This window comes from Amycolatopsis rhabdoformis (assembly GCF_035918295.1).
Lineage (GTDB): Bacteria > Actinomycetota > Actinomycetes > Mycobacteriales > Pseudonocardiaceae > Amycolatopsis > Amycolatopsis rhabdoformis.
The window spans coordinates 6213321-6238329 of the sequence record NZ_CP142149.1 but is presented as its reverse complement, the minus strand read 5'-3'; the positions used below and the strand labels follow the sequence as shown (position 1 = coordinate 6238329).

Sequence of the window (25009 nt, the reverse complement as noted above, 5' to 3'; positions counted from 1 at the left end):
CGTGACTCTCAAACTTCTAACGGGGGAAGGGGTTAGGGCATTCGATGTATCTGCGCATCAGTCGTAACATCCTGTGCAGAGGAGCAGTCGGGTGAAAATCCGGCTGAGGGGAGGGGTTTCGATGATCAACACAAACAGGGTGGAACTGCACGACGACTACCTCGTGAGCCAGCAGCGGGCGCTGGCCGAGGCGGTCGAGTCCGACGGTGGCGCCGGCGAGGGAGGCCGCAGCTACCGGCTCGCCGAGCACCTCGCGGCCGAGGGTGGTGTGCATCGCGGCGACGTGCTCGCGGCGACCACGCTTTTCCTGGCCTACACGGCGTTTCGCGAGGGCAACATCGACGCGGCGCAAGGTTTCGCGCGGCGCCTGCGCGGCCTGGACCCGAGCAGCGTGGAACTCGTGATCCACCTGATGCGGCTCGAGGTCGGCCGCGAGCAGGGCTGGCTGCCCCGCGCCCAGTACGACGACCTGCTGGCCTACGCGTGGCGGGAGAACCGCTTCGACCTCGCGCAGCGCGCCGGCGACATCCAGGCCCGCGACGTCGACCCCGGCGCCGCCCCGGTCGGCTGGTGGGCCGAGCTCGAGCGCAACCTTTGCCCGCTGCTCGCCTGATTTTGGTGCTCAGTCAGGGTTTTTCGGCGAATTCCGCGCCATGAACGTGCCGGCGTCGCCCTCGGCCGGGTCCACGAAGACCACGTCGTCGGGGCGCCGCCGCGGCACGTCCACCGACAGCACCACGAGCGGGTGCTCCGCGATGTGTGGGAAGCCGTGGACCTTGGTCTTCTCGAAGTGCAGCAGCAGGCCCGGGCGCGCCTCGAACTCTTCGCCGTCGAGGTGGAACGTGCCGCGGCCGCTGAGGATGTACAGGTGCTCGTCGCACTCGCGGTGGAAGTGCAGCGGCAAGTCCCGGTAGATGCGGAAGATCCGCGCGCTCGCCGTGGGTTTGTCCACGAAGTACTCGTCGACCAGCATCGTGTCGGCCGAGTCGGGCAAGCGGTCGAGAGCGGCGAGCACGTCGAAAACGTTTTCCACGGTCAGCTCCAATCGATGCGGTCGAAGAGCTCCTTCAGCTTCGCACCCCGCGGCGCGCTCGTCGCGGCGATCCACGCGATGCGGCCCCGGAGGTGGGCCTGGAAATCGGGGTGGTCTTCGCGGTTCTGCGCTTGCGGGCCGGTGGTCACGCAGTTGTGCAGGGTGGCGCGGAGGGCGTCGTACTGGGTGCGGGGGGCCGCGGGCTTTTCGTTGACGACGAGGCCGGCCACTCGTTGGCGTTGATGTTTGCCCGCGATGGAGGTTTTCTCTTCGCGCAGGCGGAATCCCTCGGCGGTGACGATGTGGCGGACGCCGGGGAGAAGCCGGTGCAGGGGCAGGGATTGGCCGGAGAAGGCCAGGTCGTCGGCGTAGCGGGTGTAGTTGGCGCCGAGGGCGTCCGCGAGGCCCTTGAGGCGGCGGTCGAGGTGGTTGGTCACGGCGTTGGCCACTGCCGGGGACGACGGGGCGCCTTGCGGGAGGTGCGGTCTTCTGAGGCGATCGCGGATGGGTCGGGGTGCTTTGCGGAGCACGTCCGGTGGGGTGATCGTGGTGAGGATTCCGGCGAGGGCTTGGGCTACTCCGGGTGGATAGCCGGCCAGTTCCAGCAGTGACTGGATGCGTCGCGCGGAGATGCTGGGGAAGAAGTGCTCGAGGTCCATGCGGACGACCAGGTTTTGACCTGTGTGGGGTGTCGCGCAGGTGAGGATCGAGCGGCCGGGGTGGAAGCCGTGGGCGGCGTCGTGGACCGGGAGGGCTCTGATTACGTGGCGGCGGATTCTTCGTTGGAGTTCCGCGAGGCGGGGTTTGGGGCGTTCGATGAGGCGGAGGCCGCCGGTGGAGGTGGGGATCCAGTGGTGGTGGTAGTGGCGGAGGGTGGGGTTTGCGCGGTCGTTCCAGTGGTTCGGGTCGGAGAACCAGAGCAGTTCGCCTGGGGTGAGGTTGAGGGCGGTGGCGGTGGATTCGGTGGTGGTCCAGTGGGGGACTTGCCAGCGCCAGATTGGGGGGAGGGGGTCTAGGGGGTCCAGGGGGTCGGGGTTGGCTCGGCTGGACTGGTTGGTCCGGCTGGGCTGGCTGGCTCGGCTGGCCTGGCTGGGTGGCGACGCGGGGGTGACTCTTTCTCCGGTCATCCGCGCGGATTTGTACGCGGAGCGTGCGGCCCTTGCGTGGGGCGCTGTGGGTGGGTGGTGTGGTGCGTTCCGGGGTTGCCCCGGAAGGGGTGGGTTTCCACCTGGCTCACCTCCGCGTCGCCGGAGGGTGAGTTTAGGGGGTTGGGGGTGGGGACTGGGTTGTTTTGGGGATGTTGGTGGTGGTGGCGGCGGCTCGGCGTGCTGCGCACACCATTGCGCTTGGGGGGGTTGGGGGTGGGCACCCCGATTTTTGATTGTGACGACGGTAGGGATTGGCTTGTCAAGGCGGGAAAGATGCCTTGACAAGCCAATCCCTACCGTGTGGTTGAAAAGAATCGGGGGGCCGGGCGGGGGAAGGGTGCGGGAGGGGTTTGTGGGGGGGCGGGTTTGTGTTGCCGGGTGGCGGTTTGTTGGGGGCAAGGGCCGCGTGGGTTTGGGTGGGTGTGAGTGAGGGTGGGCGGCTGGCGGTTGGTTTGGGGGCAAGGGCTGCGGTGGTTTGTGCGGTGGGTGGCTGGTGGTTGGGCAGGGGCGAGGGCTGCGCTTGAGGGTGTGGTGTGTGCGGTGTGTGTCACTGCGGTGGAGAAAGCCGTCCTACCTGGGGTGTTCCGGTGGGTGACACGGGCCACGCGTGGGATCTCTTGACCCTAAGACCTTGCGTATAGCAAGTTTTGTCCTATGCAAGACTCTGATCTCGACCGCCTGGAGCGGCTGACGCGGGTGCTGGTGGCGGTGGCCTGGGACAGTGCCCATGCGGCGCCGCGGGGGGTGACGTTTCCGCAGGTGCGGTTGCTTGTCGTGTTGGCGAGTGTGGGGTGTGTGCCGTGTTCGCGGTTGGCGGAGGCGATGGGGGTCAACGCGTCGTCGGTGACGCGGTTGGCGGACAAGCTCGAGGCGCACGGGTATGTGCGGCGGGGGGAAGACGAGCATCGCCGGACGGTGGTGACCGTGGAGGTCACGCGGGCCGGTCAGGCGGTGGTGGACGACGTGCTGGCGAGACGGCATGAGGCGCTCGGGGAGTTGTTGGCGCAGTTGAATCCGGAGCAACGAGCAGAGGCGGCCAACGCGGTGGAGAACTTGCTGGCAGCAGCGGAAATGGCACCCTTGGTGCCCTCGGCCGGGCCGGGGCGGCTGTGAACGCGCCGGGTCGGGCGACGCACCTGGGGGACTTCAGTGTGCGGCCGCGGATGTTGCTGATCACGGGGTTCGCGCTGTTCGTCGGGGCGGCGAGTGCGGTGGCGGCGTTCGCGCTGCTGAAGCTGATCGGGTTGATCACCAATCTCGTGTTCTACCAACGCGTCGCCACGGATCTGGTGGCGCCGGGCGCGGTGCACCACCCGTGGTGGCTCGTGCTGGCCGCGCCGGTGGTCGGTGGGCTGGTGATCGGCGTGATGGCGCGGTACGGCTCGGAGAAGATCCGCGGCCACGGCATGCCCGAGGCGATCGAGGCGATCCTCACGGGCGAAAGCCGCGTGGCGCCGCGGGTGGCGGTGCTGAAGCCGGTGTCGGCGGCGGTGAGCATCGGCACGGGCGGGCCGTTCGGGGCCGAGGGGCCGATCATCATGACCGGTGGCGCCGTCGGGTCGATTCTGGCGCAGCTGCTGAAACTCAGCGCGGACGAGCGCAAGACGTTGCTCGTCGCGGGTTCCGCCGGCGGGATGGCGGCGACGTTCAACGCGCCGCTCGCTTCGATCCTCCTCGCCGTGGAGCTGCTGCTGTTCGAGTGGCGCCCGCGCAGCCTCGTGCCGGTGGCGGGAGCCGTGGCGGTGAGCACCGTGATCCGCGGTTACCTGCTGGGCACCGGGCCCGTGTTCGGTGTGCCCTCGCCGCAGACGACCGGGCCGCTCGCTGACGGCCTCGCGCTCATCCCGGGCATCACCGGCGGATTGCTGGCCATCGGTGCGACGGCGCTCGTCTACTTCGCCGAGGACCTGTTCGCCCGGGTGCCGGTGCACTGGATGTGGTGGCCCGCGATCGGTGGCCTGATCATCGGCGCCGGCGGCCTGATCGAGCCGCACGCGCTGGGTGTCGGCTACGACGTGATCGACCAGCTGCTCACCGGCCAGGCCACCACGCAGCTGATCGTGGGCATCCTGGTGGTCAAGACCTTGATCTGGGCGTTGTCACTCGGTTCCGGTACGTCCGGCGGTGTGCTCGCGCCGGTGTTCATGATCGGCGCCGCGCTGGGTGCGGCGGAGGGCGCGGTGCTGCCGCACTTCGCCGCGGGGTTCTGGGCGACGTGCGGGCTCGCCGCGGTGGTCGGGGGCGTGATGCGCTCGCCGCTCACCGGCATCGTGTTCACGCTCGAGCTCACCCACGCGTGGAGTTACCTGCTGCCGCTGGTGGTTGCTTCCGTGTCGGCGTACGCCTTGTCCGTGTTGCTGCTCAAGCGGTCCGTGCTCACGGAGAAGATCGCGCGGAGGCGGCTGCACCTCACCCGCGAGTACACGACCGACCCGTTGGAGACGTTCTTCGTCCACGAGGTCATGACTCCCGGGCCGGCCGCGCCCGCGCGCGTCACCGCGTACCCCGACGAGACGCTGCGCGAGGTCGCCAACAAGCTGGCGCTCGGCCACGTGACGCGTGCCCGCGTGGTGAACCGGGATGATCCGGACGAAGTGCTCGGCGTCGTCACGCTCGCGCAGCTGCTGCACGCCCGCCGGCGCGACCTGCACGAGGAGCACCACCGCGAGCGCGTGCTGCCGATGAAGGTCGTGGTTCCCGACTGACGGCCGGGCGCGCGTGATGATCTTGACAGTGTGAAAATGGTGCTCGTGGGTTCGCAATCGTGGCGGCGCTGGTCGCCCGGGTGGATCGTGTTCACCATCGTCCTGGTGCTGATCGCCGTGCCGGCGAGCGTGTTCGGCTACAACACGCTCACGGCCGGCGCGCACGAGGAGGAGCACACCGTCTCGCCCGCTTACTTCGCCGACGTGTCCGCTCTGCCCGTCGCGCCGCCGGCTCCGGCGGTGCAGCCCGGCGGCTCGGCCGGCACGTGGCGCATCGACTGCGGCCGCGACGAGGAAGGCCGCCACAACTCCGACAACGTGGTGATCAGCCCCGGCGTCGACGGCGGGGCGCACCACCTCCACGACTACGTGGGTAACGACTCCACCACCGCGTTCTCCACCGACGCCTCCCTCGCCGCCGCCGGCACCACCTGCCAGGCGGGCGACAAGTCGACTTACTACTGGCCGGTGCTGCGGCTGCCCCACGGCGACGCGCGCCAGACCGTGTTCGGCCGCATCCTCGTGCCCGACTCGGTGCTGATCGAGTACCAGGGCAGCCCGACCACCAACGTCGTGCCGATGCCCCGCTTCCTGCGCGCCAACACCGGCAACCCACACGGGTACACCCAAGGCGGCGTGGCCACCGACCACGTGCAGTGGACGTGCTCGGGCAGCCGCGACCACGTCGGGCGCCAGTACCCGCGTTGCCCGGCCGGCCAGCAGGTGGTGCGGCTCTTCGACTTCCCGAGCTGCTGGAACGGCCGCACCACCGACAGCCCCAACCACAAGTCGCACCTGGTGTTCCCGGCCGCCAACGGCGCGTGCCAGGCCGGCACGTTCGCCGTGCCGCGCCTGCACCTGGAGATCGCCTACACCGTGCCGGCCGGCGCCGAGTACGCGATCGACTCATTCCCCGAAGAGCTCAACAACCCCGTCTCCGACCACGCGGACTACATCGACGTGATGCCGGACGCGCTCATGGCGACCGTCGTCGACTGCGTGAACTCCGGAAAACACTGCTCGGCCTGAGCCCGGCGCCGAGATCCGCCGCTTCGTCCGGAAGTGGCGTTGGTCACGGTTCGGTATCCGCTGAACTGAACCCCGCTCGCCATCCGTGTGCCCCTCGTGGAGGTGAGGAGATCCCGCACCGTGCGGGACTCGGGAGGGTGGTAGCGGATGGCCGGGTTGAGGACCCGTCATCGTCAGCAGGTCGCCGACGAGGCGCTCGTGCGCTCGCTGTTCGAGGAGCACGGGAAGGCGATGCTGGCGTACGCCACGAGGCTGCTCGGTGATCGAGCGGCGGCGGAAGACGTCGTGCAGGAGGCACTGGTGCGCGCTTGGCGACACCCCGACAGCCTGGTCAACGGCAAGGGCTCGGTGCGGGGCTGGCTGCTGACCGTGGTGCGGAACCTGGTCACGGACAAGATCCGGGCGCGGGCCGCGCGGCCCACGGAGGTGGCGGAATCGCCGACCACCGTGCCGGTGCAGCGCGACCACTCCGACCAGGTGGTGGACTCGATGGTGGTGCTGGCCGCGCTGGACGACCTGTCCGCCGAGCACCGCGAAGTCCTGGAGCACGTCTACCTGCACGGGCGGACGGTGGGCGAGACGGCCGAGAAGCTGGGCATCCCACCCGGCACCGTGAAATCGCGCTCTTACTACGGGCTGCGCGCGTTGCGTGAGCAGTTCCGGTCGCAGCGACTGGGAGTGGGGGCCGCGTGATGAACACATCGCACAGCGACCGGTTCGACCTCGAGGCCTACGTGGCCGGCGAGGCGGGCACAACCGACCAGCGGGACGTCGAGCAGCACCTGACGACCTGCGCGGAGTGCCGGGAGGAGGTGGAGTCATTGCGTGAGATGCAGGAGTTCCTGGGTGCGTTGCCGCCCGAGGCGCTGCTCGACGGGCCACCGGACGACGCGGATCTGCTGCTGCAACGCACCTTGCGGCAGATCCGAAGCGAGTCGGCGGGTGCGCGCGGCCGGGGCCGGATCCTGGCCGCTTCGGCGGCCGTGGTGGTCGCCGCGGCGGCGCTCGGCGCGGGTGTGCTCGTCGGCAAGTCCGGTGACGGCGGGGCGGGCACGGCGGTCGCGTCGCCGCCGATATCCGCGCCGGCCACGGTGGCACCGGGAACCCGCAACGCGGTGGGCGCGTCCGCCTCCGGCGCGCGGCTCAACGTGGCCGTGAGCCCGGCGGTCGGCTGGATCCAGCTCAACGCGTCGGTCACCGGCATCCCGGCGGGGCAGAAGTGCCGGCTCGTGGTGGTCGGCAAGGACGGCAGCCGCGAGATCGCCGGCAACTGGCTGGTGTCGAAGAAGGCGGAGACCGACGGCGTGAACCTCAGCGGTTCGGCGCTCGTCGACCCGGCGAACGTCGCTTCGGTGGTCGTGGAGAACACCGACGGGCACCAGTTCGTGTCGGCTTCGCTGTAGGTTTTCCGGCGCAGAGGCGCTGCCCGTTCGTCCAGTGTGGACTGGAGGAACGGGCAGCGCCTTTTTGCCGTACTGGCAATGAGTTCGCCCCGCCGCTCGATGTGACCGGGGTCACTGATCTTCGGTGAACCCTCACGGGGACCACACCCGTGTACCGGTCATCGAAGGCTCGCCGACTCCGGCAGCCGGCTCTGACAGGGAGAAATCCGAAATGTTGCGAACTCGAGTTGCGATGCTCGCCGCCCTCGTGGCGACGGGTGTGGCGGCGCTGACGGCGTGCGGCGCCACCGCCGGCACGCCGAGTGTCTCCCCGGCCGGTGCCGGGGGCACCGACCCGGCTTCGTCGGTCAACTTCCTGACCGGCACCGCGCAGGAGAACGGCGCGCCGCAGAACACCGGCGACTTCGCCGACCCGGCCGACACCGACGCCGCCCAGCAGTGGGTGGAGCTCGACGCCGGCTCCGCGTCCGGCCTGAACCCGGTGGTGCTCAACGGCAAGGGCTTCCTGCTCTACCGCTTCGACAAGGACACCCCGAAGCCGCCGAAGTCCAACTGCGACGGTGACTGCGCCAAGACCTGGCCGCCGGTCACGGTCAAGGCGGGCGGCAAGGTGTTCCTCAACGGTATCGACAAGAACGACGTCGGCTTCGTCAAGCGCAGCGACGGCACGCTGCAGGTGACGGTGGGCAACTGGCCGGTCTACAAGTTCAGCGGCGACACGCAGCCGGGCCAGGCCAAGGGCCAGGGCGTGGGCGGCACCTGGTTCGGCGTCACGCCGGAGGGCGGCAAGGCCACGGCCTCGCAGGAGGGCACCGACCCGACGACCGGGGTCGACTACAAGACCGGTACCGCCAAGGAAAACGGCGCGGACCTGAACCAGGGCGACGACTACAAGGGCCCGCGCACCGACGACGCCGCGATGAAGTGGGTGCAGCTCACCCGCGGTTCGGCCGGTGGCCTGAACCCGATCGTGCACGACGGTGCCGGCATGACGCTCTACCGCTTCGACAAGGACAGCCCGAAGCCGCCGACGTCCAACTGCAACGATGACTGCGCGGTGAAGTGGCCGCCGGTGCTCGTGAAGCCGGGCTCGCGCATCTTCGTCAACGGTGTTCCCGCCGCCAAGATCGGCATCCTGACCCGCGCCGACGGCACCCGCCAGGTCACCATCGGCGGCTGGGCGATCTACCGCTTCTCCGGCGACAAGAAGGCGGGCGACATCAACGGTGAAGGCGTCGGTGGCACCTGGTTCGCCGTCTCGCCGACCGGTGGCAAGGTCTTGCCGAAGGGCGGCACCCCCGCCCCCAGCGGCCAGCCGGCCCCGCCCGCTTCCTCGACCACGGCCCCGCCCGCGTCGTCGACCACCACCGCCCCTCCCGGCGGCGTGACCCTCGGCAACGGCAGCGCGATCCTCGACACCGGCCTCAACCTCTCCGAGCCGCAGGGTTCCTTCGGGATCGCGGGCCCGGGCTGTGTCGCCAACCCGCAGCCGGCGCTCGTGCGGTCGATCCAGCTCAGCGGTGGCCCGGTGAAGCTGTGGAAGGGCCCGAACTGCACCGGCCAGTCGACCGTGATCACCGGCAACGTGCAGGACCTCGGCACGATCGGCTTCGACAAGCAGGTCGCCTCGATCCGCTTCGGCGACAAGTGAAATAACTGAAAGCCGAAGAGCCGGCGTGTGCACCGACGGGGGGTGCACACACCGGCTCTTCTTTTTTGTACGGTGGTTCACGCGATGTGCCGCGAGTGGCCGGACCAGAACGGTTCGGCCAGCTTGCGTTTGTCCACTTTGCCCACCGGGGTCAGGGGCAGCTCTTCGACGAAGTCCACTGCGGACGGGACGAAGTGCGCGCCGCCCAGTTGTCGGTGGACGTGCTCGCGCAGTTCCGCCGCTGTCGTTTCGGCGGTGGTGACGACCACCGCGTGCACGAGTTCCCCTTCGCCGCCCGGCCCCGGCACCGCGAACACCGCGGCGGCGGCGACGCACGGGTGGGCCAGCAGCGTGTGCTCGACGGCGGTCGAGGGGACCTTGGTGCCGTGGTCGCCGGTGATGATCACGTCGGCGATGCGGTCGTGGAGGTGGAGGTACCCCTCGTCGTCGAAGTGGCCGAGGTCGCCGGTGCGCAGCCAACCGTCGCCGATCGGTGGCTCGCCGAGGTAGCCGTCCATCATGGACAGTCCGCGCACGAGGACCTCCCCGTCGTCGATGCGCGCTTCCATCCCCGGCACGATGCGCCCGACCGAGCCCAGCCGGTGCTCGTCGACGAGCTCCGCGCCTTCGATGCTGGCGATCATCGGCGCCTCGGTGAGGCCGTAACCCTGGCCGACCTTTCCGTCGAACACCTCGAGCGCCTGCGCCAGCCGCCTTGGCGACAGCGGCGCGGCGCCGAGGGAGAGCTTCTGGACGCTGGCGAGGTCGGTGTCCCGGAGCTTCGGACTGTCCAGCACCGCGGCGAGCCTCGGCGGGGTGAGGGAGAGACTGGTGACCCGGTGGGTTTCGATGTCGGCGAGCAGCTCCTCGGCGTCGAAGTGCTTGCGGAGCACCACTTTGTTGCCACTGAGGAGCGCACCGAGCGCGGCGGCGTTGCCGGTCATGTGCGTGAGCGGGGCGGTGACGAGGGTGGTCTGGGTGCCGTCGGGGGTGAAGATGTGGGCCATGCCGTCGTAGATGCCGCGGTGCCGGATCAGCTTCGGGGTTCCGGTGGTGCCGCCGGTGGGAAAGAGGGCGGTGACCTGGTCCGGAAGGTCCTCGGGGTCCGGAGTGGACGGTTCGCTGGTGGTGAGCTCGTCGAGGTCGAGCAAGGTGGCCCCGGTCCGCGCCAAGGCGGCTTCCCTGGCCGGCTTGCTCGCCGACGCCGCCACCAGCAGCACCTCGAGCCCTCGGGCCTGCGCCGCGACCTGCGTGAGCACCACCTCGGGCCGATTACCCGAATCGATCGCGACGACGCCGGTGGTGGAGGCTAGTCCCGTGTAGATCCGGTCGACGATCTCACCGGCCGCCCGATACGTGGTCGCGCGGCCTTCGTGGTGGAAGAGCACGGCGTCGCCACCCTGGTGGAGCATGGTTTTGACGCGGGTCAGGAAGAAGCTCACCTGGCGCACGGTAGCCGGTGGCGGTCGGGTGGGCCGCGCCGATGCTTCGGCGGCACTGGACCAGGTCGGTGTCAGTGCTGCTGCGATCGATGATCGCCGGGCAGTGCTGATCCTGCCGGCCATACGGTTGTCCATGAATGCGGTTCGTTTCGGCAGCGTCACGGAAGACCGGCCGAGGTCATCGTGGGTGTCGACGGCAGTCACCCAAGTCGGTTCCGACGGCGAGGTTCGCGCCGTGCGGTGGCGTGAGGCGGGCGGCCGTCGAGCAGCGTGACGCCCGGCCCGTGCTCCCGGCCAATCGGCACCACGTGAACGGGCTGGCTCACGAATCCGCCGTCACTGCGCGAACAGGCTGTGGTGCCGGGTCAGGAGATTTGCCGGACGGCTTCGTTCCCGCCCTGCTCCGCGACCAGGCGCAGCAGCTTGCGGAACTGACCCGGCTTCCAGCCCCGTGAACGGGAAATCCACCCCGGCCGCGACGGGATCTTCCACCTTCGGCGCCAAGCCAGCGGCCACCCCCGGGGAGATCACCACAAACCCCCGCCCTCCCTAGGGCCTGTTTCGGAAGTCCTTTCGGTCAGGTTGGGCTGGTTGGCGTGGAGGGGAACCTGCTGGCCAGCCAGGTGGTGAGGTCGCTGGCGATCTGATTGCGGTCGGTGTTGGTGGTTCGTGTGTTTTCCCGCTGGTCAGGGTGGTGGAGTTCGACCTCGTAGGTGCCGTCGTCGAGCAGCGACACGGAGGCGTACCAGCCCGCGTTCATGTCGGCGGTGACCGTAAGGAAGGTGTTGTCGGTGCGGGTGAGGTCGGCGATGAGCATGAAGAGGGCGTCTTCGGAGGGGTCGTCGATGTGGTCGCCGTTCTCGGTGTCGGCGATGTAGTAGTCGGCGGATCGCATGCCGATGGGGGTGCTGGTCAGAGCCACTCATTGATCGCGGCGACGGTGACCGTGGCTTCGTAGCGAACGGCGAGTTTTTCGTAGCGGGTGGCCACGGCCCGGTTTCGTTCGAGCCGGTTGATGCCGCACTCCACCGCGTGGCGTTGCTTGTAGATCTCCTGGTCGAACACACGACGACGACCACCGAGCCGACCCTGGTTCTTGCGGTTGCGGATCTGGTCGGCCTTCTCCGGGATCGTGCATCGAATCCCGCGCCGACGCAGGTAAGCGCGGTTTGCGCGGGAGCCGTAGGCCTTGTCGGCCAACACACGATCCGGGCGGGTCCCCGGCCTGCCCGGACCGAATCGCAGCACACTGATCCGGTCCAGTACCTGCTGGAAGTGCGGCGAGTCGCCTCGTTGCCCACCTGTGACCACCAGCGACAACGGCTTTGTCCCTGTTCGGTGGCCAGGTGCAGCTTCGTGGTCCACCCACGGCGTGACCGGCCGATCCCGTGATCGGCCGGCTCGATGTCGACTCCACCCCGCGATTCCCGCTGGAGATCCCCCTTTTCCGCGCGCCAGCCGCATGCTGGTGCGCGCGCATCACCGTGGAGTCCACGCTGACGTCCCAGGTGATCAACCCGCCCGCGTCGGCCAGAGCCTGCAGCCGGGCCAGGATCTGCTTCCCTGTTCCGTCTCGCTGCCAACGCCGGAACAGTCCGTACACCGTTGCCAGGGGCCGTACCGAGCTGACAGGTCACGCCACTGGATACCGGTACGCACCCGAAACCGGATCCCGTCGATGAGCTGCCGTTTCGAGTGCTTGGGTGGCCGCCCGAGCCCGTTGCCCTGAGCCAGCACCGCTTCCAGCCTCGCCCACTGCTCATCGGTCATATCGCCACGACCCACACAGAGATCGTTTCAAACCGAGATCAACTTCCAAACAGGCCCTAGGGGGGCGTGCCCTTGTCCAGTCTATCGCCCACCCCCGACAAAATTCGGGCCCGAGCCCGAAAAGGCCCGAGTTATCCACAACTAAGCCTCCCTGTGGACAACACCCCGACGCCCCATCCGATACAACAACAACTCCTGCGACGAAGACCCCACTTCACCCAGCGGCTCCGCGAAAAACCGATGCGTCGTCTCAGCCGACACCGGAGTTTCCGCGAGCCCCGCATAGATCGTGTCGAGGTTCGAAAGGGTCCACGAGACCAGGCCGGCGTCGAGGGTTTCGTCGGTGCCGAGAGCGCGCGCGAGGTCCCACGTATGGACCACCGTGTCGGTTGTCCGCACGGCCAGCGCCTGCGCGCCCCGCACCGGGCCAAGGGGGTAGTCGAGCAGGAGGTCCAGAGCGCCAGGCGCGCTGAACGCCGCAGCGGTTTCCGCGAGTGAAGCACCAAACGCCGCCAGAGGGTCCGCGCCGAGGGCATCGGCGTCGCGGAGAGCGAGGAACTCGGCCGCGGAAGCGCCGTGCAGCAAAGCGATGTAGTTGAGGTTCCCGCGAGTGACGTGGTTGACCAGCTGGCGCACGGTCCACTCATCGCAAGGAGTCGGCCCGGACCACCGGTCGGCGGTGACCAGCCGCAACCGTCGTTCGAACTCAGCACCGGCGCGGAGAAAACGGGAGATCATCCATCGAGTCAACCCTGCACCACGCCCCAGCACCGGCAGATTTCGGACATCGCGCACGCTTCGGTCGGAAAGTTTCCGCCCGTCACCCGCAGGCGTTACCGTGTGCGCACTGGAGGGAGTGCCATGAAGCGGGTCGTGCAGGTCGTGGCCGCTGTTGCGGTGGCCGTGGCGACGATATCGGCGGCGCCGGCCGCCAAGCAGCTCACGCCGAGGCAGCTGGCGGGCCAGCGGGTGATCTATTCGTACGCCGGGCTCACACCGCCGGACACCTTGCTGCAGCGGATTCGCGCGGGCGAGGCCGGGGGCGTGATCTTCTTCGGGGAGAACATTTCCTCGAGCAGCCAGATCGCGGGCGTGGTGAAGCAGTTGCGCGACGCGGCGGCGCAGAGCCCGGTTCGCGAGCCGTTGCTGCTGATGACCGACCAGGAAGGCGGCAAGGTCCGGCGGCTGCCGGGGGAGCCGACGCTGTCGGAGAAGCAGGTCGGGCAGTCGGCCGACCCGGAGGCGGCGGCGAAGGCGGCCGGCGCGGGGGCGGGCAAGAACCTCGCGGGCGTCGGGATGAACGTGAACCTCTCGCCGGTGCTCGACGTCTACCGGCAGGCCGGCAACTTCATCGACGAGTACGGCCGCTCGTATTCGAGTGACGCCACCACGGCCGGCACGCTGGGGCGCGACTTCGTCGCCGCGGAGCAGGCCACGGGCGTCGCGTCCACAGCGAAGCACTTTCCTGGGCTGGGGGCGGCGCCGGCGGGGAGCAACACCGACGTCGCGCCGGTGACGTTGAATGTGCCGCTTCCCGAGCTGCGTGCGAAGGACGAAGCGCCGTACGCGGGCACGGCCGCGAAGCTCGTGATGCTGTCGTGGGCGGTTTATCCGGCACTCGACGCGAGCCGGCCCGCGGGCCTGTCGCCGGCCGTCGTGCAGGAGCTGCGCCAGCGTGACGGGTTCTGCGGCGTCACGATCACCGACGCCCTTGAAGCCGGCGCCCTGCAGGACTACGGCGACACCGGCAACCGCGCGGTGCTCGCCGCGAAGGCCGGCGTCGACCTGATCCTCGCCTCGGGCCGCGACGTCGCCCAGGGCGACGCGGCGGCCGACGCTCTTGCGAAGGCGAGTGGTTCGTTGCCGGGCTTCAGTGCGGCGGTCGATCGGATTTCGGCCCTGCGGAAGGGCTTGTCGTAAGCGAGCGCAGGGTCGGCGTCGAGAGCCCGACGGCCGCCACCGCAGCGACGCACAACAGGCCACCGCTCACGAGTGAGACCAACGCGGATGTCGGCGCAGCCACCAACCCGGCGCGCAGGTTGCCGAGGTCCGGGCCGGCCTGACCGACGATCTGCTCGGCTGCGGCGACCCGTCCGAGCAGCTCGTCGGGCGTGTGCAGCTGAACCACCGTGCTCCGCGAAACCACCGACACCGTGTCGGCCGCGCCCGCCAGGGCGAGGAAACCGAGGCCGAGCCACGGGGCGGTGGTGAGGCCGAACAGCGTCAGCGCGAGGCCCCATGTCGCCGAGCCGGCGAGCATCACCAGGCCCGGCCGGGGCAGGCGCGTGAAGACGCCGGAGAACGCCGAAGCCGCTACGCCCCCGACGGCGATGGCGGTGAGGAACAACCCGAGCGTGCGCGGGTTGCCGCCGAAGCGGTCGGCGTTGAGGAGCGGGAACAGGCTCATCGGCATCGACAGGACCATGGCGGCGAGGTCGGTGAGCAGTGCGCCGCGGACGACGGGGTTGCGGATGAGGAACGCGAGCCCGTCGGAGATGCCGCGCAGGCCGGGCCGGGCGGAGCCGTCGGGGTGCAGGGCCGGCAGGCCGAACGCGCCGTAGAACGCGCAGCCGAACGTGACGGCGTCCACCGCGTAGCAGCCGGTGACGCCGGTCCAGCCGATGAGCAGCCCGCCGAGCGCGGGCCCGACCAGAACGCAGCCCTGGAACGAAATCCGGTTGAGCGCGAGCCCCGCGGCGAGCTGCTCGCGGGGCAGCAGCCGCGGGATGAACGTGCGCGACGCCGGCCCGCTGCCCGCCACGAAACACGACTGCACCGCGAGGATCGCCAGCACGCCGCCGACCGGAAAGCCCGGCACCACGCTCTGCGCCACGAGCAGCAGCGAGCACGCGGCCTGCGCCACCGTCATCACGAGGTAGAACCGCCGCCGGTCGACGCGGTCCACGAGCGTGCCGGCGAACAGGCCGAACGCCACGATCGGCAGCGCCTGCGCGAGCCCGACGGCGCCGGTCCAGATCGTGCTGCCGGTGCGTTCCCAGACCTGGAACAGCACGGCGACGAGCGTGAGCTGCGCGCCGAGCACCGAGCACGTGCGCCCGATCCACAGCCGCCGGAACCGCGGCGAGCTGCGCAGCGGCGTCACATCGAGCAGCGGCGCCCTCATCGCCAGTCCGGGTCGGCCTCGAGCTTCTCGGCGATGCGGTCGTGGAAGCTCTTGCGCCGCAGGGCTTTCTCGACGTCGACGACCACCTTGCTCAGCGCGTACGGGATCTCGGCCTCGAGGTCGACCAGTGCCGCCTCCGTGGCGCGCCACTCCGCGGCGAGCCGGCCGACGATCTCCTCGGCCTTCGGCGTGAGCACCACCTTCTTGCTGCGCGCGTCGTCGCCCGCGGTGGTGGTGACCAGGCCGGCCTTGCGCATGGCGGCCACCTTCTGGCTCAACGCCGAATGCGTGCGCTCCACCGACGCCGCCAGTTCGGTGATGGTCATCGGCCCGCGGGCGTGCAGGCGCAGGAGCTCCATGACGAAACTCGGCTTGAGGCCGTCGATGCCGCGCTCGGTGTAGAGGCGGCCGATGTCGTCGTCCATCGCGTGCTGGAGCAGCCGCATCGGGCGCCAGAGACTCTGTTCGGTGGGGTCGGGAACCGGCATGGGGGAGAGTGTAACAGGACTTATATAAGCGCTGTTATGTTTCACTGATCGGGAACTTCGCTGGTCGAATCGTTATGGGGTAAGGGAAAACTGGTGTGCTGAGGTCGGTTCGGCGGTTGATCACGGGGGTACTTTTCCTGTGCTGGCAAGGGAAATCTTGTCGCCGCCGGGCTGGGAGGGTGCATGCGATTCGAGCCGAGGTTCACCCGTCGAGCGGTATTCACGGCAGCGTTGGCCGGGGTGGCGGTGAGTGCGTGTGGCCGGGTGTCGCAGTCGTTGCCGGTCAGGGCGCCGGTGTCCGCGCCGGTGCCTTCGAGCAGCACGTCGAAGCCGACCCCGCCGCCGATTCCGCCGAACGCCCTGGCCGCCACTCTGCTCGTCGGCTTCTGCGGTGCGCCCCGCGCCCAAGCCCTCGGCAAGATGACCGGTGATCTCGCGGCGGCGGGGCGTGAGCTCGTGCGGCAGGCCGGGGCGTACCGGCAGGCGGTGACGCCGGTCGTCGAGCTCATCGCGACGGCCGCCCACCGCACCCCGGGCCCCGACGGTCTGTACCGCTCCCGTGCGTCCGACACCACGATCGCCGGCTACCTCGCCGAAGCGCGGGCGCTCAAGGGCGTGCTGCTGCTCAACATCCAGCCCGGCCGCGCGGATTTCCTGCCGGAGGTGCGGGCCTACGAGCGGTGGCTGGCGGAGCCGGACGTCGGCGTCGCGCTCGATCCGGAGTGGGCCGTGGAGCCGGGCGTGGTGCCGGGGGAGAAGTTCGGGCGCACCACGGGTGCGGAGCTCGACAGCGTGGCGGCGTACCTCGCGCAGCTCGCGGCCGACCGGCGGCTGCCCGAAAAGATCATGGCCTACCACCAGGTCGCGGCTTCGATCGTGCGCGACGAGGACGCGTTGAAGGCGCACCCGGGCGTGTCGATCGTGAAGGTTGTGGACGGCATCGGCAGCGCAGGAGCGAAGAAGGCCACCTGGCGCACGCTCATGGCCGCGAAGCCCGCGCACGTGCTGGCGGGCTTCAAGCTCTTCTACGAGGAGGACACCCGCCACGGCGCCGCGCTGATGACCCCGTCCGAGGTCCTCGCGCTCACGCCGAAGCCCGCGTATGTCGTGTATGAGTGAGCGTTCCCGATCCGGGTGACACCCACGCGTGTGGTCCTCCGCTTGCCGCCCGGAGGAACGGGCAGTCTTGCTGCGAAACCCTTCACGACGGGAGCAGCTCGCATGCACGCCTGGTGGCCCCTCGCCACGGTCGCCGCGGTGTTCGTGGTGCTCGCCATGGTGTATCTCCGCCGCTCGGCCCGGCCGCGTGGCACCGCGCAACCGGCTGCGCCCCCGTCGGCGCGGCGGCTGCTGTCTCCTGAACCGGTGCGCGTGACGACCGGTCGGGGTGCGCGCCACCGCGCGGATCCGCGCCGCGCCGCCGATCCGCTGGCGCGCTATCCGGTCGCCCGGCAGCGCCCGGTGTCCAACGCCGTCGTGGAGCGCCTCGCCGGCGCTGATTCGACGCCGACGCAGCCGTTCCCGCTGCCGCAACCGCGTGTCCGCGAGGGCGGCCACGCCACCTGGCCCGCCGCCGCTCCGCCGCGCCCGACCCCGCCGGGGCGCCGCCGGCTGCGTCCCGGCAAGATCAACACCGACCCGGCCTGGCCGGGTCCCCCGATCCCCCGGTCCCGCCCGGCGGTTCCCGATCCGTCCGGACGGGGTCGGGGACCGCGCTCCCGCCGAGCCGATCCTGCCGAAGATCGCCGTCACCCGGATGATTGATCGGCTGCGGGCTCGGGTACGTAAGGAGTAGCCCGCCGCTGTGGTCCCTCCCCCACCTCTGCGGCGGCGGGCGCGGGCCGGGCCCCGCGGGCGACCGCCGGGCCCGGCCCTGCCACGCGTCAGTCCGATGTGGACGGTGGCACCGGCGCACCGCCGCAGCTGCCCGTCGCGGTCCGGCCGGTGCTGAAGAACTCCACCGCTTTCGAGCCGCACGCCACGACGTCGAGTGAGCCGTGGGCGCCGTTGTCGACGGTGAGGAGCGAGCCGCCGATCGTGCGCTGCATGTCCTGCGCCCAGACCAGCGGAGTGGTCGTTTCCGTGCGGTGCCCCACCAGCTGCAGCGCGCTCGTGCCGTGCTTCAGCTGCCACGGCTGCTTCGGCAGCGGCCAGCCCGCGCACCAGTGCTGGTAGCCGGCCAGGCCGTGGAACAGGGGCGACGCCGCTTGCCGCTGCTGCTCCTCGCGCCACATCGCGGGCTCGCTCGGGTCGGCGCCCTGGTCGTTGCACAGCACGGAAACCTGCATGAGCAGGCCGGCGAACTTGCTGTCCTCGAGGCCGAACCCGGTGAACTCGGGTTCGTTGCCGACCAGCGGCGGGTCGGTGCCGTCGCGCAGGGCGGTGAGAGTGTCGGCCATCGCGGGCCAGTGGGACTGCTGGTAGGTGAGGACCGTGCGGAGGTTGCCGCCGCGGAAGGTCACCGGCTTGCCGCCGGCGGTGACCTGGCGGGGGTGGGTGTCGAGGTCGGCGGCTTCCTCCGTCACGTGCGTGCGGATCTCCGCCGCGTCCGTGCCGAGGTGGTACTGGCTGTCGTGCGCGGCGAGCCAGGCGGCGAAGGCGTCGAAGTTGGTTTCGGCGGCGGCGATGGGGCCGTCGTTCATGGTGCGGACGCTGAAATCGGGCGGCATCACGGAGTCGAGCAGCATGCGGTCCACGTGCTGGTCGAAGTGGCTGCGGTACACGGCGCCGAGCGCGGTGCCCCAGGAAACGCCGTAGAAGCTGATCTTCTTCTCGCCCAACGCGACGCGGATCTGGTCGAGGTCACGCGCGACGACGTCGGTGGAGAGGCTCGCGATGAACGCCGGGTCGTAAGCGGTGCAGCGGGCGTTCTGCTTCGCCGTCTGCTCGTAACCCTGCCGGTACTGCTCGGCGGGGGGCGCGGCCGGGTCGGGGTTCGGCCCGTCCTCGGGGGCGAGGTCGCACTCCTTGCCACCGCTGAAGCCGACGCCGCGCGGGTCGAAGCCCACCACGTCGTGGTCGGTGCCCAGGCCCGCCACGGTGGTGTGGCTCAGGGTGAGGGGCATGTCGAGCCCGGAATTGCCCGGGCCGCCGGGGTTCACCACGATCGTGCCCTGGCGCTTTTCCGGTTGTGTCGCCTTGAGCCGGCTCACCATCAGGTCGAGGTGGCGGCCGTCGGGGTGGGCGTAGTCGAGCGGCACGGAGACCTTCGTGCATTCCGTGCGGGCGTCGGTCTGGTCCCATTCCTTGATCAGGGTGCGGCACGGGGTCCAGGCGAGCGCGGCGTGCGCGGGCGTGGCCGCGACGAGCGCGGGCAGCGCTACGGCGACGGCCAGCAGGGGGACGAGCTTCTTCATGGTGATCATCATCGGGGCGGGGGTGGTGGGGTGCCTCGGGCGAATGGGTCGGAAACCCGGCCGATCGGCTGATGTGGAGGGTGGTGTCGGGGTTGGTCGCTGGTGTTGGTCTCGGATCTGGGGGCTCGGGTCTTGGGTCTGGGGGCTCGGGTCTTGGGTCTGGTCTCTGGTGGGGGTGTCGGGTCTCGGGTCTTGGTCTCTGATTGCGGTCTCGAATGTGGCTGGTGTGTGTGGCGGGTTTGGGGCTGGGCGGGCGTGAGCTTGGTGTCGGTCTGGGGTGTGGCTGGTGTGTGTGGCGGGTTTGGGGCTGGGCGGGCGTGAGCTTGGTGTCGGTCTGGGGTGTGGCTGGTGCGCGTGGCGGGTCTGGGGCCGGGCGGGCGGGAGCGGACGGCGTTTGGTGGGCGATTCGCTCGTCGAGTGGTTTTCCTTTGTGCTGTGCGGTTTGTGATGGGGTTCAGCTGCTGTGTGTGCGTTTTCTTGTTGGCGGAGTGGGGTTTGAAGGGCTTGGCGGGGCGGGTTTCCGGGAGCCGGTTTCGGTGGTGCGGTTTTTGTCGGTGGTCGCTGGCATGCTCCTCACATGGTCCCCGTACTGCTGCTGATCGACGTTCAGCACAACATGCTCCTGCCCCCCGAACCGGTGCCCGCCGCGGCAACCGTCGCCCCGGCGATCGCTGCCGTGCTCGCTCGCGCGCGAGCGGCCGGCGCCTCCGTGATCCACGTGCGCAACAACGGCACCGACGACGACCCCGACGTGCCCGGCACCCCGGGCTGGGAGCTGATCCACGACGTGCTCCCAGGCGAGCCCGTGGTCGACAAATCCACTCCCGACTCCTTCGCCGACACCCCTCTGTCCACCCTCCTCCCACCCGGCGCGCCCCTCGTCGTCGCCGGGCTGCAGAGCGACTTCTGCGTCCGCGCCACCACCCTGGAAGCCCTCCGGCGCGGCCACGCCGTCACCTTGGTCACCGACGCCCACGCCACCTACGACGGCTCCGTCCCCGCCGCGGAGGCCTCCGCCGCCGTCGCCGCCGAACTCGCCTCCGCGGGCGCCTCGCTGGCCCCGAGCGAGGTGGTCCACTTCGGCTGACCGGAGTCCCCTCTCCTCAAACCGCCCCACCACGGCGTATGGTTAGTCATCAAGCGATGACATCAACCGATGACCGAGGTGCGACGCGATGTCCGGCGTGGGTGAAATGAACGGTGCGCGCGGGTGGCCCGTGGAGTTCGGGCCACCGGTCCGCGTGCGGCCCGCGCGCGAGCCGCGCGCGGGTGTCGGCGCGGCAACGCCGGGCTGGCGCCGGCTCGGCGCGCACCGAGCACCGGCGGACGCTCGGCTTCGTGGGGCTGTCGGCCTGCAGTCGGCGGATGGGCCGCTGCCGCACCGGATGTTCGGTGCGCGCGCAGCGGGTCCGCCGGTGGCGGAGGGTTTGCTGCCGCGGATCCTCGGTGTCGATGCTGCAGGCCCGCAGACGGCCGCGGACGGGCCGCCGCCGCAGTGGATGTTCGGTGCACGCGTTGCGGGTCCGCCGGTGGCGGGCGGTTTGCCGCGGCGGGTCCTCGGTCTGGGCACTGGGAGCCCGCTGACAGCGGACAGGCAGTCGATGTGGCAGACCTTCCGTACACGCGTTACGGATCGGCTGGTGGCGGTCGGTTTACTGCGGCGGATCTTCAGCGTGGCCGGTCTGCTGGTGTCAGAAGGGTTGCCGCTACCGCGGATGTTCGGTGTGGGCCCAGCGGGCCTTCCGGCGGCGGGCAGGCCGGGGCGGAGCTTCGGTGTGCGCGTTGGGGGGCCGCTGATGGCGGTCGGATTGCCGCCGCGGATCCTCGGCGTCGGTGCTGCACGCCCGCTGACGGTGGGCAGGCTGTCGATGCGGCGCACCTTCGGCGCGCGTGTTACGGGCCTGCTGGTGGGGGTCGGTTTGCTGCGGCGGATTCTCGGTGTCGGTGCTGCATGCCCGCTGACGGTGGGCAGGCTGTCGATGCGGCGCACCTTCGGTGCGCGGGTTACGGGCCTGCTAGTGGGGGTCGGTTTGCTGCGGCGGAGCTTCGGTGCGCGGGTGGCCGGTCTGCTCGTGTCAGAGCGGCTGCCGCTAGTGCGGGTGTTCGGTGTGCGCGTTGGGGGGCTGCGGTGAGTGGGCAGCACAGGGCGGCCGGGCGAGGTGAATCGCCAGAGTGCGTGGGGCCCGGTTGTGCGCCGCGCGGTGCTGAGCGTGGCGCCGGCGGACCTGGGCAGGTTGGGCGCGCCGGTCGGCATGCTGCGCGGCGAACCGGCGCCCGGGCGGATTCGTCAGCGGGCCATCGGTTCGGTGAAGGGCGCGCCATGAGCCGGGGTGATCTCGGAACCGGCGCTGGGCCAGAATCTGCGGCGGTCTTGAACGGCACTCCGGAGGGGACCGCCTCGACCGAAGCCGAGGAGTCGGGCCGCAGGGCCGAGGCGGACCGTAGCGGCGTCGTCGTGCGAACTACGCGGGACGGGGGAGCGGGCGCCGGGCGCAGCATGCCTGCGGGAGGTCAGGCCGGTGCGGGCGAGGTGCCGGCATGGGACCTCGCGACCGTAGGCGGCCGCGAGGCCAAACCCGGCGTGCCGAGCGAAACCCACGACCGAAGCCAAGCCGACCAGTCGACGCGCGGCCTGGTGCCCACCCTGGTCTTCCTCGGTTTCGTCGTCGCGGTCGTCAGCAGTCTCGGGGCGCCGCTGATTCCGGCGGTGGCGGCGATGCATCGGGTGTCGCTGGGGGATGCGCAGTGGTCGTTGACGGTGACGTTGGTGGTCGGCGCGATGGTGACGCCCGTGATGGGGCGGCTGGGTGACGGGCCGGCGCGGCGGGGCGTGGTGCTGGCCGGCCTGGGGTTGGTGGTGTTGGGGTGTGTGCTGGCGGCGTTGCCGTTCGGGTTCGGGGCCTTGCTGGTGGGGCGGGGTTTGCAGGGCGCGGGTCTGGGGTTGACGCCGCTGACGATCGTCACGGCGAGAGAGGCGCTCGCGCCCGCGCGGGCGAGGCCGACGATGGCGATCCTGTCCATCACCACGGTCGCCGGGGTCGGGCTCGGGTATCCGTTGACCGGGCTGGTCACGGAGCTGGGCGGGTTGCCGGCGGCGTACTGGTTCGGCGCCGTGGTGGCGGCGGCCGCGCTGGTGGCGGCGGTCCGGGTGTTGCCGCGGGCCGCCGTGAAGCGGGCCAAGCGGCTGGACGTGCCGGGGGCGGTGCTGTTGGGCCTGGGGCTCGGGGCGTTGCTGTTGTGGATCAGCAAGGGTGAGGAGTGGGGCTGGGTTTCGGGGGCGTCGATCGGCACGGTCGTGGTCGCCGTGGCCGCGCTGGTGGTGTGGGTGTGGCACGAGGGGCGCAGCGATCACCCGCTCGTGGACCTGCGGTTGTTGCGGCTGCCGGGGGTGCTCGCGGCCGACGTCGCGGCGTTGTTGTCCGGCATGGGGATGTACCTGCTGACGTCGCTGATGGTGCAGTTCGTGCAGACGCCGTCGGGCGCGGGTGGGCTCGGCGGATCCGTGGTGGCGGCGGGGCTGGTGCTGCTGCCGTTCTCGATCGGGAGCCTGCTTGCCGGCCGGATCGCGCAGCCGGTGATCCAGCGGGGCTGGGGTCGCGCGCTGATCCCGGCGGTGTCGGTGGTGGGGCTGCTGAGCGTGGGCGTGTTCGGCTTCGTGCGCCACGACTATGTGGTGCTCACGCTCGTGATGGCGGCCACGGGGCTGGCCGTCGGCACGGTGTTCGCTGTGCTGCCGGGCATGATCACGCGCGGTACGCCCGCACACGAGACCGGCAGCGCGATGAGCTTCAACCAGGTGCTGCGGTACGTCGGCTACTCCACCGGCAGCGCGCTGAGCGCCGCCATCCTCGTGGCGCACACGCCCGGCGGCCAGCACTTCCCCAGCGCGCTCGGCTACACCGTCGCGGCGTTCGCCGGGGTGGCGGTGTGGGTGCTCGCCGCGGTGTTCGGCATGCTGCTGCCGGGGAAACGGACCGAGGGAGCGCGGGAATGACGGATCAGCCGAGCCCACGCCGTCGTGATGCCGGCCGTTCGCGGGCGGCGCTGCTGGCCGCCGCGGCGGAGCTGTTCGCCGAGCGCGGCTACTCGCAGGCCACGATTCGCGACATCGGCGAGCGCGCGGGCGTGGACCCGGCGATGATCGCGCGGTACTTCGGCGGCAAGGCGCAGCTGTACGTAGCCGTGCTGCAGGACGAGATGGGCGACAAGGAGCCGGCGGACCTCAAAGACGCCGAGCGCCTGAGCTGGCTCGTGGGGCGCGCCGTGCGGCAGGGGCCGGGACCGCTGTACCAGGTCGCGCTGCAGCCGCACGCCGACGAGCAGGCCACGACCTTCTCCCGCGAAGAGCTGCACCGCCGCCTGGTCACACCGCTGGCGCGCCGGCTCGCCGACGAGGGCGTCGACCGACCGCAGGCGCGCGCCGAGCTGATCACGGCGGCGTTCGCGGGTGTGCTGACCGGGCGCACGTCGGGCGCCTTCCCCGAACTCGCGGCCCTCGACGCGGACGCGCTCACGGCCCTCGTCACCCAGCTGGTGTCCTCTATGGAGTGAACCAGGCACGGAAATTGCCCCCGCACACCGGAACCTGTTTCGAGGGCCAGGCGTCCTGGGTAGTGATCGGGCGGCGTGGGAGCCGCCCACGAGGGGAGTTTCAGATGCGGGTCAACACGATCGTCCAGGGTGCCGCGGGCATCGCGGTGCTGTTCGCGCTCACGGCGTGCTCGAGCGCCCCGGCACCGCAGGCCGCGGCCGCACCGCCACAGTCACCGTCTGCGGCGACCGCGCAGCCGACCAACGCCGACAAACCCGCGTCGGTCGTGCGGCAGAACGACAACGCGGCCAAGACTTCGTTCCACGCCGAGCTCACCATCCAGGACCAGGGCCTCGGCCTGCTGGCCCTCGAGAACACCGGCAAGACCCCCGTGACGATCCAAGGCTGGCCGACTCTGCGCTTCCTCGCCGCGGACAACTCGCCCCTCAAGGTCCCGACGCAGAACGTCGACATCCCCGGCGCCGGCCCGTCGATCACCCTGCGCCCCGGCACCAACGCCTTCGCCGGCGTGAAGTGGGAAACCGGCGACAAGGGCAGCACCGACACCTTCGTGTCCACCACCCTCGAACTCACCCCACCCCACGCCACGACCTCCACCGTCGTCGACGTGATCGGCACCGACGGCAAGAAGGTCGCCTACCCCGAACTCGACCTCACCTCGGTCAAGGTCGGCACCCTGCAGCCGAGCACGCAGGGTGTCCTCGTCTTCTAGCCTTCGGTCCTTTGTGGACTATTTCTCCGGGGCGCGACCCCGGACTTGACGGCGCCCACCACCTGAGCCCGATAACCGACCCGAGGCTTCGCGTGGTGGGCTCTCGTTCTGCCCGCCTGCTCCCTCGCCCGGCTTCCCGACCTTTGCTCAGGCAGCCGGGAGGGTGGAGACAAACCCCCGCCCTCCTCAGGGGGAACGGCCCTTGTCCAGTCTATCGGCCACCCCCGACAATTTCGGGTGGGTCACGGCAAAAGCGGGCAGTTATCCCCACCCCATCGGGTGGAGATCAGGCAGGAGGGGAAGCGCCGCAGGCTTCTGACCAGCGCTGATCCTGACGTTGGTGATCCGGTTCTGAAGCTGTGTGTCGGGCGAGGAGAGCGGGGTGGGGCGCCGAAACCGGTGCCGTGCCGGACCGGTTGTGCAGCAGGGCGCCGCGCCCGTGAGACCCGGCCACCGCCGGCGCCGACGGTGCGCTCGTCGCATTCTGATGCGGAGCCGCGGCGAGTGGAGCCCAGCTACCCTGAGCCCAGCGGCCCGCCGACGTGCCGGTCCAGCTCACCAACCGCCGCCACGCCCAAGCAGAACCCGGGCACCGC

The 25009-nt window shown here is 70.4% G+C and carries 24 protein-coding genes and 1 pseudogene; 16 read left to right on the top strand and 9 right to left on the bottom strand.

What is annotated here, in order from left to right; genetic code table 11:
• The first annotated feature begins 121 nt into the window (after window positions 1-121).
• A complete protein-coding gene (locus VSH64_RS28620) occupies window positions 122-613 on the top strand; it encodes a hypothetical protein (protein WP_326565822.1) in 492 nt (163 codons plus the stop codon).
• A 9-nt stretch (window positions 614-622) separates the two neighbouring features.
• Here VSH64_RS28620 and VSH64_RS28615 read toward each other — a convergent pair whose 3' ends face one another.
• The gene (locus VSH64_RS28615) at window positions 623-1033 is read right to left on the bottom strand and encodes a cupin domain-containing protein (protein WP_326565821.1); all 411 of its coding nucleotides are present in this window, start codon (window positions 1031-1033) and stop codon (window positions 623-625) included.
• A 2-nt stretch (window positions 1034-1035) separates the two neighbouring features.
• On the bottom strand, window positions 1036-2160 hold the full coding sequence (locus VSH64_RS28610; protein WP_326565820.1) for a reverse transcriptase family protein: 1125 nt from the start codon (window positions 2158-2160) through the stop codon (window positions 1036-1038).
• A 675-nt stretch (window positions 2161-2835) separates the two neighbouring features.
• Between VSH64_RS28610 and VSH64_RS28605 the strand changes: the two genes are divergently transcribed.
• From VSH64_RS28605 to VSH64_RS28580, 6 genes are all read left to right on the top strand, one after another.
• The gene (locus tag VSH64_RS28605) at window positions 2836-3294 is read left to right on the top strand and encodes a MarR family winged helix-turn-helix transcriptional regulator (protein WP_326565818.1); all 459 of its coding nucleotides are present in this window, start codon (window positions 2836-2838) and stop codon (window positions 3292-3294) included.
• 50 nt (window positions 3295-3344) lie between these two features.
• Window positions 3345-4886, top strand: coding sequence for a chloride channel protein (locus VSH64_RS28600; RefSeq protein ID WP_326565817.1), 1542 nt, complete (start codon window positions 3345-3347; stop codon window positions 4884-4886).
• A 45-nt stretch (window positions 4887-4931) separates the two neighbouring features.
• Entirely contained in the window at window positions 4932-5915 is a 984-nt protein-coding gene (locus VSH64_RS28595) for a DUF1996 domain-containing protein (protein WP_326565816.1), read from the top strand.
• 147 nt (window positions 5916-6062) lie between these two features.
• Entirely contained in the window at window positions 6063-6608 is a 546-nt protein-coding gene (locus tag VSH64_RS28590) for a sigma-70 family RNA polymerase sigma factor (RefSeq protein WP_326565815.1), read from the top strand.
• Window positions 6608-7318 (top strand): anti-sigma factor family protein, encoded by a 711-nt coding sequence (locus VSH64_RS28585; RefSeq protein ID WP_326565814.1) that lies wholly within the window; start codon window positions 6608-6610, stop codon window positions 7316-7318. Before VSH64_RS28590 ends, VSH64_RS28585 begins: the two co-directional genes overlap by 1 nt.
• Window positions 7319-7529: 211 nt before the next feature.
• Window positions 7530-8969 carry a hypothetical protein gene (locus VSH64_RS28580; RefSeq protein ID WP_326565813.1) on the top strand — a complete coding sequence of 480 codons (1440 nt, stop codon included), beginning with the start codon at window positions 7530-7532 and terminating at the stop codon, window positions 8967-8969.
• A gap of 77 nt (window positions 8970-9046) precedes the next feature.
• Here the strand turns inward: VSH64_RS28580 and VSH64_RS28575 are convergent, their stop codons facing one another.
• The gene (locus tag VSH64_RS28575) at window positions 9047-10411 is read right to left on the bottom strand and encodes a class I adenylate-forming enzyme family protein (RefSeq protein ID WP_326565812.1); all 1365 of its coding nucleotides are present in this window, start codon (window positions 10409-10411) and stop codon (window positions 9047-9049) included.
• Here VSH64_RS28575 and VSH64_RS28570 point away from each other — a divergent pair.
• A complete protein-coding gene (locus VSH64_RS28570) occupies window positions 10380-10685 on the top strand; it encodes a hypothetical protein (protein ID WP_326565811.1) in 306 nt (101 codons plus the stop codon). The genes VSH64_RS28575 and VSH64_RS28570 overlap by 32 nt on opposite strands.
• Window positions 10686-10988: 303 nt before the next feature.
• Here the strand turns inward: VSH64_RS28570 and VSH64_RS28565 are convergent, their stop codons facing one another.
• The 3 genes and pseudogenes from VSH64_RS28565 to VSH64_RS28555 all read right to left on the bottom strand — a co-directional run bounded on the left by VSH64_RS28565 (window position 10989) and on the right by VSH64_RS28555 (window position 12919).
• Complete coding sequence (locus tag VSH64_RS28565) at window positions 10989-11333, bottom strand: hypothetical protein (protein ID WP_326565810.1); 345 nt, start codon at window positions 11331-11333, stop codon at window positions 10989-10991.
• A pseudogene (locus tag VSH64_RS28560) lies at window positions 11324-12196 on the bottom strand (IS5 family transposase). The gene VSH64_RS28565 and the pseudogene VSH64_RS28560 overlap by 10 nt, the downstream one beginning before the upstream one ends.
• A 126-nt stretch (window positions 12197-12322) precedes the next feature.
• Window positions 12323-12919, bottom strand: coding sequence for a TIGR03086 family metal-binding protein (locus VSH64_RS28555; protein ID WP_326565809.1), 597 nt, complete (start codon window positions 12917-12919; stop codon window positions 12323-12325).
• 123 nt (window positions 12920-13042) lie between these two features.
• Between VSH64_RS28555 and VSH64_RS28550 the strand changes: the two genes are divergently transcribed.
• A complete protein-coding gene (locus VSH64_RS28550; RefSeq protein WP_326565808.1) occupies window positions 13043-14101 on the top strand; it encodes a glycoside hydrolase family 3 N-terminal domain-containing protein in 1059 nt (352 codons plus the stop codon).
• On the opposite strand, the gene VSH64_RS28545 is transcribed toward VSH64_RS28550, so the two are convergent.
• Together VSH64_RS28545 and VSH64_RS28540 are read right to left on the bottom strand one after the other, a co-directional pair.
• The gene (locus VSH64_RS28545) at window positions 14052-15305 is read right to left on the bottom strand and encodes an MFS transporter (RefSeq protein WP_326565807.1); all 1254 of its coding nucleotides are present in this window, start codon (window positions 15303-15305) and stop codon (window positions 14052-14054) included. The genes VSH64_RS28550 and VSH64_RS28545 overlap by 50 nt on opposite strands.
• Window positions 15302-15793, bottom strand: a complete 492-nt coding sequence (locus VSH64_RS28540) for a MarR family winged helix-turn-helix transcriptional regulator (protein ID WP_326565806.1) — start codon at window positions 15791-15793, stop codon at window positions 15302-15304. Before VSH64_RS28540 ends, VSH64_RS28545 begins: the two co-directional genes overlap by 4 nt.
• Before the next feature lie 306 nt (window positions 15794-16099).
• Between VSH64_RS28540 and VSH64_RS28535 the strand changes: the two genes are divergently transcribed.
• Complete coding sequence (locus VSH64_RS28535) at window positions 16100-16912, top strand: hypothetical protein (protein ID WP_326565804.1); 813 nt, start codon at window positions 16100-16102, stop codon at window positions 16910-16912.
• Window positions 16913-17014: 102 nt separating this feature from the next.
• Window positions 17015-17557: a hypothetical protein gene (locus VSH64_RS28530; RefSeq protein ID WP_326565803.1), complete on the top strand. Its 543-nt coding sequence runs from the start codon at window positions 17015-17017 to the stop codon at window positions 17555-17557.
• Between the two features lie 119 nt (window positions 17558-17676).
• On the opposite strand, the gene VSH64_RS28525 is transcribed toward VSH64_RS28530, so the two are convergent.
• Entirely contained in the window at window positions 17677-19149 is a 1473-nt protein-coding gene (locus VSH64_RS28525) for an alpha/beta fold hydrolase (RefSeq protein ID WP_326565802.1), read from the bottom strand.
• A 577-nt stretch (window positions 19150-19726) separates the two neighbouring features.
• Here VSH64_RS28525 and VSH64_RS28520 point away from each other — a divergent pair.
• From VSH64_RS28520 to VSH64_RS28500, 5 genes are all read left to right on the top strand, one after another.
• Window positions 19727-20236, top strand: a complete 510-nt coding sequence (locus VSH64_RS28520; RefSeq protein WP_326565801.1) for an isochorismatase family protein — start codon at window positions 19727-19729, stop codon at window positions 20234-20236.
• A gap of 88 nt (window positions 20237-20324) precedes the next feature.
• Entirely contained in the window at window positions 20325-21281 is a 957-nt protein-coding gene (locus VSH64_RS28515) for a hypothetical protein (protein WP_326565800.1), read from the top strand.
• A 365-nt stretch (window positions 21282-21646) separates the two neighbouring features.
• Window positions 21647-23143: an MFS transporter gene (locus VSH64_RS28510; protein ID WP_326565799.1), complete on the top strand. Its 1497-nt coding sequence runs from the start codon at window positions 21647-21649 to the stop codon at window positions 23141-23143.
• Complete coding sequence (locus VSH64_RS28505; protein WP_326565798.1) at window positions 23140-23700, top strand: TetR/AcrR family transcriptional regulator; 561 nt, start codon at window positions 23140-23142, stop codon at window positions 23698-23700. The genes VSH64_RS28510 and VSH64_RS28505 overlap by 4 nt, the downstream gene beginning before the upstream one ends.
• A 104-nt stretch (window positions 23701-23804) precedes the next feature.
• A complete protein-coding gene (locus VSH64_RS28500; protein ID WP_326565797.1) occupies window positions 23805-24413 on the top strand; it encodes a DUF4232 domain-containing protein in 609 nt (202 codons plus the stop codon).
• Window positions 24414-25009: the final 596 nt, after the last annotated feature.

Bases quoted from the DNA above. Each gene is read 5' to 3' on its own strand.
- VSH64_RS28610 (WP_326565820.1), bottom strand. From the start codon at position 2,160: ATGACCGGAGAAAGAGTCACCCCCGCGTCGCCACCCAGCCAGGCCAGC.
- VSH64_RS28520 (WP_326565801.1), top strand. From the start codon at position 19,727: ATGGTCCCCGTACTGCTGCTGATCGACGTTCAGCACAACATGCTCCTG.
- VSH64_RS28580 (WP_326565813.1), top strand. From the start codon at position 7,530: ATGTTGCGAACTCGAGTTGCGATGCTCGCCGCCCTCGTGGCGACGGGT.
- VSH64_RS28605 (WP_326565818.1), top strand. From the start codon at position 2,836: ATGCAAGACTCTGATCTCGACCGCCTGGAGCGGCTGACGCGGGTGCTG.
- VSH64_RS28620 (WP_326565822.1), top strand. From the start codon at position 122: ATGATCAACACAAACAGGGTGGAACTGCACGACGACTACCTCGTGAGC.
- VSH64_RS28515 (WP_326565800.1), top strand. From the start codon at position 20,325: ATGTCCGGCGTGGGTGAAATGAACGGTGCGCGCGGGTGGCCCGTGGAG.
- VSH64_RS28505 (WP_326565798.1), top strand. From the start codon at position 23,140: ATGACGGATCAGCCGAGCCCACGCCGTCGTGATGCCGGCCGTTCGCGG.
- VSH64_RS28525 (WP_326565802.1), bottom strand. From the start codon at position 19,149: ATGAAGAAGCTCGTCCCCCTGCTGGCCGTCGCCGTAGCGCTGCCCGCG.
- VSH64_RS28590 (WP_326565815.1), top strand. From the start codon at position 6,063: ATGGCCGGGTTGAGGACCCGTCATCGTCAGCAGGTCGCCGACGAGGCG.
- VSH64_RS28600 (WP_326565817.1), top strand. From the start codon at position 3,345: ATGTTGCTGATCACGGGGTTCGCGCTGTTCGTCGGGGCGGCGAGTGCG.
- VSH64_RS28540 (WP_326565806.1), bottom strand. From the start codon at position 15,793: ATGCCGGTTCCCGACCCCACCGAACAGAGTCTCTGGCGCCCGATGCGG.
- VSH64_RS28550 (WP_326565808.1), top strand. From the start codon at position 13,043: ATGAAGCGGGTCGTGCAGGTCGTGGCCGCTGTTGCGGTGGCCGTGGCG.
- VSH64_RS28545 (WP_326565807.1), bottom strand. From the start codon at position 15,305: ATGAGGGCGCCGCTGCTCGATGTGACGCCGCTGCGCAGCTCGCCGCGG.
- VSH64_RS28500 (WP_326565797.1), top strand. From the start codon at position 23,805: ATGCGGGTCAACACGATCGTCCAGGGTGCCGCGGGCATCGCGGTGCTG.
- VSH64_RS28555 (WP_326565809.1), bottom strand. From the start codon at position 12,919: ATGATCTCCCGTTTTCTCCGCGCCGGTGCTGAGTTCGAACGACGGTTG.
- VSH64_RS28530 (WP_326565803.1), top strand. From the start codon at position 17,015: ATGCACGCCTGGTGGCCCCTCGCCACGGTCGCCGCGGTGTTCGTGGTG.
- VSH64_RS28510 (WP_326565799.1), top strand. From the start codon at position 21,647: ATGCCTGCGGGAGGTCAGGCCGGTGCGGGCGAGGTGCCGGCATGGGAC.
- VSH64_RS28570 (WP_326565811.1), top strand. From the start codon at position 10,380: ATGGTTTTGACGCGGGTCAGGAAGAAGCTCACCTGGCGCACGGTAGCC.
- VSH64_RS28585 (WP_326565814.1), top strand. From the start codon at position 6,608: ATGAACACATCGCACAGCGACCGGTTCGACCTCGAGGCCTACGTGGCC.